The 12437-nt window shown below is 63.0% G+C and carries 12 protein-coding genes; all 12 read right to left on the reverse strand.

Annotated features, from left to right (window positions below):
- Window positions 1–2 precede the first annotated feature (2 nt).
- From nuoN to P0652_RS01705, 12 genes are read right to left on the reverse strand one after another with little or no spacing between them, the layout of a single operon-like run.
- Window positions 3–1448 (reverse strand): NADH-quinone oxidoreductase subunit NuoN, encoded by a 1446-nt coding sequence (gene nuoN / locus P0652_RS01650; RefSeq protein ID WP_284177007.1) that lies wholly within the window; start codon window positions 1446–1448, stop codon window positions 3–5.
- Window positions 1449–1464: 16 nt separating this feature from the next.
- Window positions 1465–2967: an NADH-quinone oxidoreductase subunit M gene (locus tag P0652_RS01655; protein WP_284177008.1), complete on the reverse strand. Its 1503-nt coding sequence runs from the start codon at window positions 2965–2967 to the stop codon at window positions 1465–1467.
- Entirely contained in the window at window positions 2967–5060 is a 2094-nt protein-coding gene (gene nuoL / locus P0652_RS01660) for an NADH-quinone oxidoreductase subunit L (RefSeq protein ID WP_284177009.1), read from the reverse strand. The genes P0652_RS01655 and nuoL overlap by 1 nt, the downstream gene beginning before the upstream one ends.
- 7 nt (window positions 5061–5067) lie before the next feature.
- Complete coding sequence (nuoK, locus tag P0652_RS01665) at window positions 5068–5373, reverse strand: NADH-quinone oxidoreductase subunit NuoK (RefSeq protein ID WP_284177010.1); 306 nt, start codon at window positions 5371–5373, stop codon at window positions 5068–5070.
- A gap of 1 nt (window position 5374) precedes the next feature.
- On the reverse strand, window positions 5375–6049 hold the full coding sequence (locus P0652_RS01670) for an NADH-quinone oxidoreductase subunit J (protein WP_284177011.1): 675 nt from the start codon (window positions 6047–6049) through the stop codon (window positions 5375–5377).
- Between the two features lie 13 nt (window positions 6050–6062).
- Window positions 6063–6551, reverse strand: a complete 489-nt coding sequence (gene nuoI / locus P0652_RS01675; RefSeq protein WP_284177012.1) for an NADH-quinone oxidoreductase subunit NuoI — start codon at window positions 6549–6551, stop codon at window positions 6063–6065.
- 14 nt (window positions 6552–6565) lie between these two features.
- Window positions 6566–6784 carry a hypothetical protein gene (locus tag P0652_RS01680; RefSeq protein WP_284177013.1) on the reverse strand — a complete coding sequence of 73 codons (219 nt, stop codon included), beginning with the start codon at window positions 6782–6784 and terminating at the stop codon, window positions 6566–6568.
- Between the two features lie 10 nt (window positions 6785–6794).
- The gene (gene nuoH / locus P0652_RS01685; protein WP_284177014.1) at window positions 6795–7967 is read right to left on the reverse strand and encodes an NADH-quinone oxidoreductase subunit NuoH; all 1173 of its coding nucleotides are present in this window, start codon (window positions 7965–7967) and stop codon (window positions 6795–6797) included.
- A gap of 9 nt (window positions 7968–7976) precedes the next feature.
- Complete coding sequence (gene nuoG / locus P0652_RS01690; RefSeq protein ID WP_284177015.1) at window positions 7977–10040, reverse strand: NADH-quinone oxidoreductase subunit NuoG; 2064 nt, start codon at window positions 10038–10040, stop codon at window positions 7977–7979.
- Complete coding sequence (locus P0652_RS01695) at window positions 10037–10405, reverse strand: hypothetical protein (RefSeq protein ID WP_284177016.1); 369 nt, start codon at window positions 10403–10405, stop codon at window positions 10037–10039. Before P0652_RS01695 ends, nuoG begins: the two co-directional genes overlap by 4 nt.
- Before the next feature lie 4 nt (window positions 10406–10409).
- Window positions 10410–11711, reverse strand: coding sequence for an NADH-quinone oxidoreductase subunit NuoF (nuoF, locus tag P0652_RS01700; protein ID WP_284177017.1), 1302 nt, complete (start codon window positions 11709–11711; stop codon window positions 10410–10412).
- 3 nt (window positions 11712–11714) lie between these two features.
- The gene (locus P0652_RS01705; RefSeq protein WP_284177018.1) at window positions 11715–12281 is read right to left on the reverse strand and encodes a hypothetical protein; all 567 of its coding nucleotides are present in this window, start codon (window positions 12279–12281) and stop codon (window positions 11715–11717) included.
- Between the last annotated feature and the right edge of the window lie 156 nt (window positions 12282–12437).

Consider the following 12437-nt stretch of genomic DNA (forward strand, 5'->3'; position numbering starts at 1 on the left):
GCTCAGAAGAGGGACCGCGCCGCCGCCTCGGCGACGGAGCGGACGGGGCCGGCGACAACAGCGAACAGGATCACAAACGCCGCCGAGGCCCACATCACCGCCCGGATTTCGAGGCCGGCATGCCGGAAGGCCGGCGCAGGCTCGTCGAAATACATCACCTTGATGATCCGCAGGTAATAGAAGGCGGAGACCACACTGGCGAGGATGCCGATCACCGACAGGGCAAAGAGCTTCGCCTGAATGGCGGCAGCGAAGACATAGAACTTGCCGAAGAACCCGGCCAAGGGCGGGATGCCGATAAGGGAGAACAGCAATGCCGCCATGACGAAGGCGAGGCCCGGGCTGGTGCGCGAGGCGCCAGCCAGATCGCTCACCAGTTCCATCCGCGCCCCGGTCTGGCCCTGCATGGCGAGGATCACGGCAAAGACGCCGATCGTCATGGCGAGATAGATCACCATGAAGATCACGACGCCCTCGACGCCCTGCACCGTGCCCGCCGCGAGGCCGACCAGCGCATAGCCCATATTCCCGATCGAGGAATAGGCCATCAGCCGCTTGATGTTGTTCTGCCCGATCGCCGCGAAGGCGCCGAGACCCATCGAGGCAATGGCCGCGAAGGCGATGATCGGTTGCCAGTCCTTCAGGATCGGCAGGAAGGCATCGATCAGGATGCGTGTGGTCATCGCGACGGCCGCCATTTTCGGCGCCGTGGCAAAAAAGGCCGCGACCGGCGTCGGCGCGCCCTCATAGACATCCGGCGTCCACATATGGAACGGCACGACGCTCATCTTGAAGGCAAGGCCGGCCACGATGAAGACGAGGCCGATCATCACGCCCGAGCCATGCCCGCCCGTCACCGCCTTGGCGATGGTCGGGAAGGTCACCGAGCCGGTGAAACCATAGACGAGGCTCATTCCGTAGAGCAGCATCCCCGAGGACAGGGCTCCGAGAACGAAGTATTTCAGGCCGGCTTCGGAAGCCTTGGCATTGTCGCGATGGATCGCCGCAACGACATAGAGCGCCAGACTCTGCAATTCGACGCCGAGATAGAGCGAGATCAGCTCGTTGGCGGAGCACATCATCATCATCCCGATCGTCGAGAGCAGGATGAGGATTGTATATTCGAACCGGGCGACCTTCTCTTCCGCGAAAAAGCGGTTGGAGAGGATGATCGCCACCAGCGCGCCGATCAGCGTCAGGATCTTCATCACCCGCGCGAAGACATCGACGACAAAGGCATCGTTGAAGGTCGAGAGCCGCGCCGGACCCTGATCGATCAGGATCAGGCCGGCCAGCACCAGCGCCGCCATCGCGATCCGGTCGATCAGCGTCTTTGCACCGTCACCCCGGATTGAACCAAGGAGGACGAGCGCGAGCGCGGCGACAGCCAGCACGATCTCCGGCAGAGCCGGGCCAAAGGCCGGAACAGGGGAAATCACCTGATTCATGGAAGCCCCCTCCTCCTTATTGCGCCAGAACGGCGAGCTTGCCGCCGAGCCCGGCCTGGACCGCGGCAAGAATGCCGTCAACCGAGGCCTGGCTCATGGACAGGATGGCGTTCGGCTGGACGCCGAAATAAATGACGAGCACGGCCAGCGGCACGAGCAGCGCCAGTTCGCGCCGGTCGAGATCGGGGATCGCCTCCAGCGAATGCTTCTCGAGCTTGCCGTAGACGACGCGGGCGAAGAGCCAGAGCGCATAGCAGGCCGAGAAGATCACGCCGGTCGTCGCCAGCACGGCCACCCAGGTATTGGCCTTGTAGGAACCGAGTAGCGTCAGGAATTCCCCGACAAAGCCGCTGGTACCCGGCAGGCCGACATTGGCCATGGTGAAAAGCAGGAAGACCAGCGCATAGAGCGGCATCCGGTTGACCAGCCCGCCATAGGCCGCGATCTCGCGGGTATGCAGACGGTCATAGACAACACCGACACAAAGGAAGAGCGCGCCGGAAACCAGCCCATGGCTGACCATCTGGAAGACCGCGCCCTGCACACCCTGCGCATTCAGCGTGAAGAGGCCCATCGTCACGAAGCCCATATGCGCCACGGAGGAATAGGCGATCAGCTTCTTGATATCCTCCTGCATCATCGCGACGAGGCTCGTATAGATGATGGCCACGACCGAGAGCGCGAAGACAAGATTGGCGAAATAGAGGCTCGCCTCCGGGAACATCGGCAGCGAGAACCGGATGAACCCGTAGCCGCCCATCTTCAGCAGGATGCCCGCCAGGATGACCGAGCCGGCCGTCGGCGCTTCCACATGCGCATCGGGCAGCCAGGTATGGACCGGCCACATCGGCATCTTCACCGCGAACGAGGCGAAGAAGGCCAGCCACAGCCAGTACTGCATGCCCGACGGGAACTTGTAGGCCAGCAGCTTCACGATATCCGTCGAGCCTGCCGTCCAGTACATCGCCATGATGGCCAGCAGCATCAGCACCGAGCCGAGCAGCGTGTAGAGGAAGAACTTGAAGCTCGCATAGATGCGCCGCGCACCGCCCCAGATGCCGATGATCAGGAACATGGGGATCAGCCCGGCCTCGAAGAACACATAGAACAGCACGAGATCCAGGCTGACGAAGACACCGATCATCAGCGTCTCGAGCAGCAGGAACAGCGCGAAATACTCCTTCACGCGGGTCCGGATCGAATGGAATGACGCCGCGATGCAGAAGGGCATCAGGAAGGTCGTCAGGATGACGAAGGGCATCGCCACGCCATCAACGCCGAGCTGATAGACGATCTGCTCGCCGAGCCATTCCTTGCGCTCGATCAGCTGGAAACCGGCCTTGGTCGCATCGAACCGCGCCAGCGCCACAAGGCTGAGCAGGAAGGTGACGATCGTCGTCCAGAAGGCGCCCCAGCGCGCATTGCGCAGGCCCGCCTCGTCATCCTTCTGCAGGAGGACGAAGCCCGCCCCGACCAGTGGCAGGACGAGCAGCCCGGAGAGAATGCCGAAGCCGAACATCAGTGTGTTCCCCCTGCGAACAGATACCAGGTCACGAAGCCGGCCACCCCGAGCAGCATCGCGAAGGCATAATGGTAGACATAGCCGGTCTGCAGCTTGACCACCCGGCCGGTCACGCGGAGCACCAAGGCCGAGACGCCATCCGGGCCGAACCCGTCAATGACGACGCCATCGCCCTTCTTCCAGAGGAAATGGCCGAGGCGGCGCGCCGGCCGCACGAAGATCAGGTCATAGAGCTCGTCGAAATACCACTTGTTGAGCAGGAAGCGATAAACGACATCGTGCCGCGCCGCGATCTTGCCGGGCATGTCCGTCCACTTGATGTAGAACGCCCAGGCCAGCGCGAAGCCCAGCACCATCATCGCGAATGGCGTCCAGGGCACCCAGCGCGGCAGCTTGGCCGGATCATGCATGTCGTGCAGGGTGTGGTTGCCGGCCGCGGTGAAGATCGCGTTCTTCCAGAACGGGCCATTGGCATCCGACAGGAAGGCGTGGACCAGCGGGAACCCGGCCAGGATCGCCCCTGCCGCCAGGATGCCCAAAGGCACCAGCATCACCATCGGGCTCTCATGCGCATGGTCGTAGGTGTGGTGATCCGCCCGCGTCTTGCCCATGAAGGTCATGAAGAACAGGCGCCACGAATAGAACGAGGTCATGAAGGCCGCGATCACCACGCAGACGAAGGCATAGACATGCCCTGGCGTGTGGGCGACATAGGCCGCCTCGATGATCGCATCCTTCGAATAGAAGCCGGCTGTAAAGGGAAAGCCCGTCAGCGCGATCGTGCCGATGCCCATCATCGCCGCTGTGAACGGGATCTTCTTCGAAAGCCCGCCCATCTTCCGGATGTCCTGCTCGTGATGCATGGCATGGATCACCGACCCTGCCCCGAGGAAAAGCAGCGCCTTGAAGAAGGCATGCGTGAAAAGATGGTAGATCCCGGCAGAATAGACGCCGACGCCAAGCGCCACGAACATGTAGCCGAGCTGCGAACAGGTCGAATAGGCGATCACGCGCTTGATGTCGTTCTGCACCAGCCCGACCGTGGCGGCAAAGAAGGCCGTCGTCGCGCCCACGATCAGCACCACGCTCTGCGCGAACGGGGCATGCTCGAAGATCGGCGACAGCCGGGCCACCATGAAGACGCCGGCCGTGACCATGGTCGCGGCATGGATCAGCGCGGAAACCGGGGTCGGCCCCTCCATCGCGTCCGGCAGCCAGGTATGGAGCAGGAACTGCGCCGACTTGCCCATCGCGCCCATGAAGAGAAGCAGGGCGGCCAGTTCGAGTGCTTTCACCTCGTAGCCGAGGAACTTGACCAGCGCCTTTTCCTGGCCGGCCACGCCGGCGAAGATCGGGTCGAAGGTCACCGCGCCGAAGATCCAGAAGACGAGGAAGATCCCGAGCGCGAAGCCGAAATCGCCGACGCGGTTGACAATGAACGCCTTCATCGCAGCGTCATTGGCGCTCTTCTTCTTGTACCAGAAGCCGATCAGCAGGTAGCTCGCGAGACCCACGCCTTCCCAGCCGAAGAACATCTGGACGAGGTTGTCGGACGTCACCAGCATCAGCATGGCGAAGGTGAAGAGCGAGAGATAGGCGAAGAAACGCGGCCGGGCCGGATCCTCGTGCATGTAGCCGATCGAGTAGAGATGGACGAGCGTCGAGACACTGGTCACCACCACCAGCATCACCGCCGTCAGCGTATCGACACGCAGGGCCCAGTCGACCATGAAGCTGCCGACATGGATCCACTCCGCCACGGTGACGCGCACCGGCGCGCCCGAGCCGAGCGCGACCTGGAAGAACATCACCCAGGCGAGCAGGCAGGAAACAGCGAGAAACCCGGTCGTGATGATCTCGGCGAAGCGCGAGACGGGCTCCGCATGCGGCGAGGGTTCCGGCGCATGATGGTCGTCATGGCCATGATCATCATGTCCATGATGCCCGTGCGCCGCATGGCCATCGCCGGAATGATCCGCATTGCCGAAGGCCAGCACCTCCGCCTCGCGGGCCGGGCGATGGGCCAGAAGGCTGGCAATCCCCGCGATGAGGAAGCCGAGCAGCGGCAGGAAGACGATTGCGTGCGCCATGGCTTGCTCAGCCCTTCATCACATTGATGTCTTCAACCGCGATGGTGCCGCGGTTGCGGAAATAGACGACGAGGATGGCAAGGCCGATCGCCGCTTCCGCCGCGGCGACCGTCAGCACCAGCAGCGCGAAAACCTGTCCTGTCAGATCGCCGAGATGGGTCGAGAAGGCGACGAGGTTGATGTTCACCGCCAGCAGGATGAGTTCGATCGACATCAGGATGACGATCACGTTCTTCCGGTTCATGAAGATCCCGAACGCGCCGAGCGTGAACAGCATCGCTGCCACGACGAGATAATGCGACAATCCGATCATCCTAGCCCCCGATTCCCGGCTGATCCTGGCCCGCCGCATCGCGGCGCATCACGCCCGATGTGGTAACCCCCTGCCCCGGCGCGACCGAGACGACGGCCATCGCCGTCGCCTTGCCGCGCGCATTCTGCGCCATCACATCCTGCCGCTTGACGCCGACCCGCTCGCGCAAGGTCAGCACGATCGCCCCGATCATCGCGACCAGCAGGATCAGGCCTGCCGCCTGGAAGAAATAGACATATTCGGTGTAGAGCACGCGCCCCAGCGCCCGGGCATTCATCGCGTCGATCGGTTGTGCCGCTGCGGCCTTGCGCATGTTCAGCGCTTCCGGCGCGAGCTGCCAGGTGCCGACGACCAGCGCGATCTCGATGAAGAAGATCAGCGAAATCACGGTACCAAGCGGCAGATATTGCAGGAAGCCCTGCCGCAATTCGGCGAAATCGACGTCGAGCATCATCACGACGAACAGGAACAGCACCGCCACCGCGCCGACATAGACGACGATGAGGATCATCGCGAGGAATTCCGCTCCCATGAGCAGGAACAGGCCGGCCGCGTTGAAGAAGGCGAGGATCAGGAACAGCACGGCATGGACCGGGTTCCGCGACGAGACGACCATCACCGCCGAGGCGATCAGCAGCCCGGAGAAGAGGTAGAAGAAGAGGGTCACGACATTCATGGCTGCGGCTCCCTCAGCGATACGGCGCGTCGATGGCGATGTTCCGCGCGATCTCGCGCTCCCACCGCGCGCCGTTCGCGAGCAGCTTGTCCTTGTTGTAGAACAGCTCCTCACGGGTCTCGGTCGCGAATTCGAAATTCGGCCCCTCGACAATCGCATCGACCGGGCAGGCTTCCTGGCAGAAGCCGCAATAGATGCATTTCGTCATGTCGATATCGTAGCGCGTCGTCCGGCGGGTGCCGTCATTGCGGCGCGGGCCGGCCTCGATCGTGATGGCCTGGGCCGGGCAGATCGCCTCGCAGAGCTTGCAGGCAATGCAGCGCTCCTCGCCGTTGGGATACCGGCGCAGCGCGTGCTCGCCCCGGAAGCGCGGCGAAACCTGCCCCTTCTCGAACGGGTAGTTGAGCGTCGGCTTCGGCTTGAAGAAATAGCGCATCGTCAGGAAGAACGCCGAAACGAACTCCTTCAGCAGCAGCCCCCTGGCAGCTTGAGCGAATGACATCGCCGAGGCTCCTCTCACTCTGTCCATTTGACGGCGAGCATGTAGCCGACCACCGCGAAAACCAGCGGCAGGCCGAGAAAGCTCGTCAGCTTCAGTTGATCGATCGCGTCGAAAGCGCGCTGCTGGATATGCGGCGGCTTTCCCACCGAATAACGGCGCAGCAGGATGACCTGCAGCATCGCGAAGGCGAGGCCGAGCAAGGCGCCTGTGATCGTTCCGAGCATGATCATCATCGCGCCGCCCTCACCGGTACCAGCCGGTCAGCTGGAGAACGCCTGCCACGATCACCACGGCTGCGAGGCTGAGCGGCAGGAACACCTTCCAGCCCAGCCGCATCAGCTGATCGTAGCGGTAGCGCGGCACCATGGCCTTGACCATGGCGAACATGAAGAACACCGCAGAAACCTTGATCACGAACCACACCACGCCCGGCACCCAGGTAAAGGGCGCAATATCGAGCGGCGGCGTCCAGCCTCCGAGGAACAGGATCGCCGTCAGCGAGCACATGGTCATGATCGCCACGTATTCGCCGAGCATGAACAGCAGATACGGCGTCGAGGCATATTCCGACATGAAGCCGGCCACGAGTTCGGATTCCGCTTCCGGAAGGTCGAAGGGCGGGCGGTTCGTCTCGGCCAGGGCAGAGATGAAGAAGATCACGAACATCGGGAAGAGCGGGATGAAGAACCAGTTCAGGAACGTCATCCACGGCACGCCGAGCATATGCGCGATACCGGCATTCTGCTGCGCCAGAACGATATCGGTCAGGTTGAGCGAACCGACGATCATCAGCACCGTGATGATGACGAAGCCGATCGAGACCTCGTAGGACACCATCTGCGCCGCCGAACGCAGGGCACCGAGGAATGGATATTTCGAGTTCGAGGCCCAGCCGCCGATGATGATCCCGTAGACGCCGAGCGAGGAAATCGCGAAGATATAGAGGATCCCGACATTGATATCGGCGATCGCCCAGCCGGCATTGACCGGGATCACCGCCCAGGCCGCAAGCGCCAGTACGCAGGTCAGCAGCGGTGCCAGCAGGAACAGGGCCTTGTCCGCCCCGGCCGGAACAACCGGCTCCTTCAGCACGAATTTCAGGAAATCCGCGAAGCTCTGCAGCAGGCCCCAGGGCCCGACCACGTTCGGGCCGCGCCGCAACTGAACCGCTGCCCAGATCTTGCGGTCGGCCAGCAGGATGTAAGCGATGAAGATCAGCAGGCCGGCCAGCAGGAGCAGGCTTTTGCCGACGATGATCAGCGCCGGGATGAACCAGGTGGTCTGCAACACGAGGTAGCGCAGCACCAGGAAGCCCAAATAAATCGCGGCCAGCGCACCGATGGTGCCGAGCCCCATCAGGATCAGCGGGACCCAGTTGGTCTTCTTCTTGGCAGGATTGGGAGCGATATCGACCATGGGATCCTCTTACTCCGCCGCAACCTGGCCCTGGCCGGCCGCAAGGGCGGCACATTCGGCCATGATTTTCGATGCCCGTGCGATGGCATTGGTCAGGTGGAAGGCCGGCACGGCATTCCGGAACGGCGCCTTGTCGGCCTTGGCCTTACCCTTGGCAAGCGCGACGATGGACTCGCCTGAACCGGCCGCGATGGCATCGAGCCCGGCGAGATGCGGATGCGCCGCATAGAGAGCTGCCCTGAGCTGGACGAGGCTGTCATAGGGCAGGGTCTGGCCGAGCTGCGCCGACATCGCCCGCAGGATAGCCCAATCCTCGCGGGCATCCCCCGGCGGAAAGCCGGCGCGGTTGGTCATCTGCACGCGGCCTTCCGTGTTGACATAGGTCGCGGATTTCTCCGTGTAGGCCGCGCCCGGCAGGATGACATCGGCGCGATGGGCGCCCTTGTCGCCATGCGTGCCCTGATAGATCACGAAGGCCCCGGCCGGGATCTCGACCTCGTCCGCGCCGAGGTTGAACAGCACGTCGAGCGCACCGGGCGCCAGCATGCCGGCCGTATCCAGCCCGCCTTCGCCGGGGACGAAGCCGAGATCGAGCGCGCCGACCAGCGCAGCCTCGGTGTGGAGGATGTTGAAGCCATTCCAGCCATCCTTGACGACGCCGATCGCGGCTGCGGCCTTGGCGGCCATCGCGAGGATCGCCGCGCCATCGGGCCGGTTGAGCGCCCCCTGCCCGAGGATGAAGATCGGCTTCTCGGCCTTGGCCGGCGCATGGGTGACGAGCGCCTCGAGGCTGTCTGGCCCGGCACCGAGATAGGTGTAGGGATAGGAGAGATCGGCCTGCTCGCCGATCACGCCGATCAGGACATTGCCCTTGAGATAGCGCTTGCGGATGCGCGCATTGAGCACCGCCGCTTCCTTGCGCGGGTTGGTGCCGATCAGCAGGATGGCATCCGCCTCCTCGATGCCGGCAATGGTCGAGTTGAACAGGTAGCTCGCCCGGCCATGCTTCGGATGAAGCGGCGAACCGGGATAGCGGCAATCGAGATTGGCCGAACCCAGAGCCGTCATCAGCGCCTTGAGCGCGAACATCTCCTCGACGCCCGCCAGCTGGCCGGCCAGCGCGCCGATCCGTTCCGGCTTCGCCGCCTTGACCTTCGCGGCAATAGCGGCAAAGGCCTCGGCCCAGCTCGCCGGGCGCAGGGCGCCGTTCTCGCGGAGATAGGGCCGGTCAAGGCGCTGCGTCTTCAGCCCGTCCCAGATGAAGCGCGTCTTGTCCGAGATCCATTCCTCGTTCACCGCCTCGTTGATGCGCGGCATCACCCGCATCACCTCGCGACCGCGCGTATCGACGCGGATCGCCGAGCCGACCGCATCCATCACGTCGATGCTCTCGGTCTTGGTCAGTTCCCACGGGCGGGCATTGAATTCGTAGGGCCGCGAGGTCAGCGCGCCGACCGGGCAGAGATCGATCACGTTACCCTGCATCTCGGAGGTCATCGCCTTCTCGAGATAGGTGGTGATCTCGGCATCCTCGCCGCGCCCGATCAGGCCCAGCTCGGTGATGCCCGCCACCTCGGTGGTGAAGCGGACACAGCGCGTACAGTGGATGCAGCGCGTCATCACCGTCTTCACCAACGGGCCGATATACTTGTCCTCGACCGCGCGCTTGTTCTCCTGATAGCGCGTGGAATCAACGCCATAGGCCATGGCCTGGTCCTGCAGGTCGCATTCCCCGCCCTGGTCGCAGATCGGACAATCCAGCGGGTGGTTGATGAGCAGGAACTCCATCACCCCCTCGCGCGCCTTCTTGACCATCGGCGACTTGGTGAAGATCTGCGGCAGCGAGCCATCCGGCCCGCCGCGCACATCCCGCACATTCATCGCACAGGAGGCCTGCGGCTTGGGCGGGCCGCCCTTCACCTCGACAAGGCACATCCGGCAATTGCCGGCAATCGACAGCCGCTCGTGGAAGCAGAAGCGCGGCACTTCCGCACCGGCAGCCTCGGCTGCCTGCAGCAGCGTGTAATGCGGCGGCACATCGACTTCGACATCATCGACGAGGATCTTGGTCATGCGTAGACCTCTGCAAATGCCAGATGATACTGGCCGCCATCACTGACGACTTTAGTCGTTTTCGTCCCAAACAAGATCGACAACAATGCGAAAACGAGCACGATGAAAACAGTCGTGATCAACAACACCACCGTCATCTTTGTAATTCTGGAAGTTAAGCCTGCCCACGCTCTATAAAATCTAACATTTTTATACGAAAAAACTGCAAAGGCGACATACGCCACCACTGCGCAAACCACTGCGCCAATATTTCCAAGAAATACAAAACCGATGGCCCCGCCAATGGAAGCAGGAATTGCAAACAGGACCAAATACCATACGTCCTTATACTCTTGATAGCGAAAGAAGTTTTGGACATTACGCATCGACTCACTCCGCCGCAACGCGCACAGGCTCGCTGTGCGGGTTTGCCGAATACTGGTCGATCTTCTTCTCGATCTCGTGTCGGAAATGCCGGATCAGGCCCTGGATCGGCCAGGCCGCGGCATCGCCGAGCGCGCAGATCGTATGGCCCTCGATGCGCGTCGACACGTCGAGCAGCATGTCGATCTCGCTCTTCTGCGCCCGGCCCTCGGCCATGCGCATCATCACGCGCGCCATCCAGCCCGTGCCCTCGCGGCAGGGCGTGCACTGGCCGCAGCTCTCGTGCTTGTAGAAATGCGAGATCCGGGCAATCGCGCGGACAATGTCGGTCGACTTGTCCATGACGATCACCGCCGCCGTGCCGAGGCCGGATTTCAGCCCGCGCAGGGTGTCGAAATCCATCGGCGCGTCGATGATCTGTTCGGCCGGGACGCAAGGCACCGAGGAGCCGCCGGGGATCACCGCCAGCAGATTGTCCCAGCCGCCGCGGATGCCACCGCAATGCGTGTCGATCAGCTCGCGGAAGGGAACCCCCATCGCTTCCTCGACATTGCACGGCGTATTCACATGGCCGGACACGCAGAACAGCTTGGTGCCGACATTGTTCGGCCGGCCGATGCTGTTGAACCAGCTCGCCCCGCGCCGCAGGATCGTGCCGGCCACCGCGATCGACTCGACATTGTTCACTGTGGTCGGGCAGCCATAAAGGCCCATATTGGCCGGGAAGGGCGGCTTCAGCCGCGGCTGGCCCTTCTTGCCCTCGAGGCTTTCGAGCAGCGCCGTTTCCTCGCCGCAGATATAGGCGCCTGCCCCGTGATGGACATAGATGTCGAACGGGTAGCCATGGACATTGTCCTTGCCGACCAGCTTCGCCTCATAGGCCTCGTCCACCGCCTTCTGCAGGGCGATCCGCTCGGCAATATATTCGCCGCGGATATAGATATAGGCCGCATGCGCCGCCATCGCGAAGGAGGCAATCAGGCAACCCTCGATCAGGAGATGCGGGTCATGCCGCATGATCTCGCGGTCCTTGCAGGTGCCCGGCTCGGATTCGTCGGCATTGACAACGAGATAATGCGGGCGGCCATCGTTGACCTTCGGCATGAAGGACCATTTCATGCCCGTCGGGAAGCCGGCCCCACCGCGCCCGCGCAGGCCGGAAGCCTTCATCTCGTCGATCACCCAGTCCCGGCCCATGGCAAGGATATGCTTGGTGCCGTCCCAATTGCCGCGCTTCAGCGCGGCTTTCAGGCCCGGATCCTGCCGGCCGTAGAGATTGGTGAAGATGCGGTCGCGATCATGAAGCATGCGCTACATCCGGTTGGGGTTTGACAGAACGGGACGGACAACCGCCCCGGAACGCGTTTCGACCGGCGCGACGAGCATGGCATCGTCACGCCAGTAATCATGGGCAAGGTCGATCTTGCTGAAATCGACCCGGTCGAGCTGGTAGGTCACGCGGGTCGCCACGAACCAGCGCGCCTCGGGAAGCTGCCCAAACCGGAAGCCTCCGGCCATGTCGCATTGCGTCACACGGACCGCTTCCTTGTGCGCATCCACCAGCGCCGCAGCATCCTCGAACCGGTTGCCCGCACGGAACACGCTGATCCATTCGCGAAAATACGGCGTATCCGGCACCAGGAACACCTCGCTGCCCGCGCAGCGGACCAGGCGGCCATTCGGGCGGCGGAGGAACCCCTCCCCGGCAATGGTCGCGGTGCCGCCGGCGCGGAAGGCAAGATGATCCGCCGGGGAATAGGCGACAGCCTTGGGTACGCGCTGCGCACAGGCAGCGCCGAACAGGGCCACAGCCACAAGGGCAAGGAAACGCGGCGCGCGGCCAGAAGCCGGCGCCCGGAAAAGGGACAGGGAAATCATTGCGGCAACACCTAGAGAAACAACGAATAAAATATTGATTTCAAAAAGATAGAACGCGGCCACGCAAAATGCGGCCGCCATCCCCCGGGCAAAATCGCCCGATCCCGGGACCAGAAGAACCTGTCCGGAAATCCGAGATGTCAGATCGGCTGCCCG

It is taken from the genome of Rhabdaerophilum sp. SD176, assembly GCF_030143245.1.
Lineage (GTDB): Bacteria > Pseudomonadota > Alphaproteobacteria > Rhizobiales > Beijerinckiaceae > Rhabdaerophilum.

Bases quoted from the DNA above. Each gene is read 5' to 3' on its own strand.
- nuoN (WP_284177007.1), bottom strand. From the start codon at position 1,448: ATGAATCAGGTGATTTCCCCTGTTCCGGCCTTTGGCCCGGCTCTGCCG.
- P0652_RS01655 (WP_284177008.1), bottom strand. From the start codon at position 2,967: ATGTTCGGCTTCGGCATTCTCTCCGGGCTGCTCGTCCTGCCACTGGTC.
- nuoL (WP_284177009.1), bottom strand. From the start codon at position 5,060: ATGGCGCACGCAATCGTCTTCCTGCCGCTGCTCGGCTTCCTCATCGCG.
- nuoK (WP_284177010.1), bottom strand. From the start codon at position 5,373: ATGATCGGATTGTCGCATTATCTCGTCGTGGCAGCGATGCTGTTCACG.
- P0652_RS01670 (WP_284177011.1), bottom strand. From the start codon at position 6,049: ATGAATGTCGTGACCCTCTTCTTCTACCTCTTCTCCGGGCTGCTGATC.
- nuoI (WP_284177012.1), bottom strand. From the start codon at position 6,551: ATGTCATTCGCTCAAGCTGCCAGGGGGCTGCTGCTGAAGGAGTTCGTT.
- P0652_RS01680 (WP_284177013.1), bottom strand. From the start codon at position 6,784: ATGATGATCATGCTCGGAACGATCACAGGCGCCTTGCTCGGCCTCGCC.
- nuoH (WP_284177014.1), bottom strand. From the start codon at position 7,967: ATGGTCGATATCGCTCCCAATCCTGCCAAGAAGAAGACCAACTGGGTC.
- nuoG (WP_284177015.1), bottom strand. From the start codon at position 10,040: ATGACCAAGATCCTCGTCGATGATGTCGAAGTCGATGTGCCGCCGCAT.
- P0652_RS01695 (WP_284177016.1), bottom strand. From the start codon at position 10,405: ATGCGTAATGTCCAAAACTTCTTTCGCTATCAAGAGTATAAGGACGTA.
- nuoF (WP_284177017.1), bottom strand. From the start codon at position 11,711: ATGCTTCATGATCGCGACCGCATCTTCACCAATCTCTACGGCCGGCAG.
- P0652_RS01705 (WP_284177018.1), bottom strand. From the start codon at position 12,281: ATGATTTCCCTGTCCCTTTTCCGGGCGCCGGCTTCTGGCCGCGCGCCG.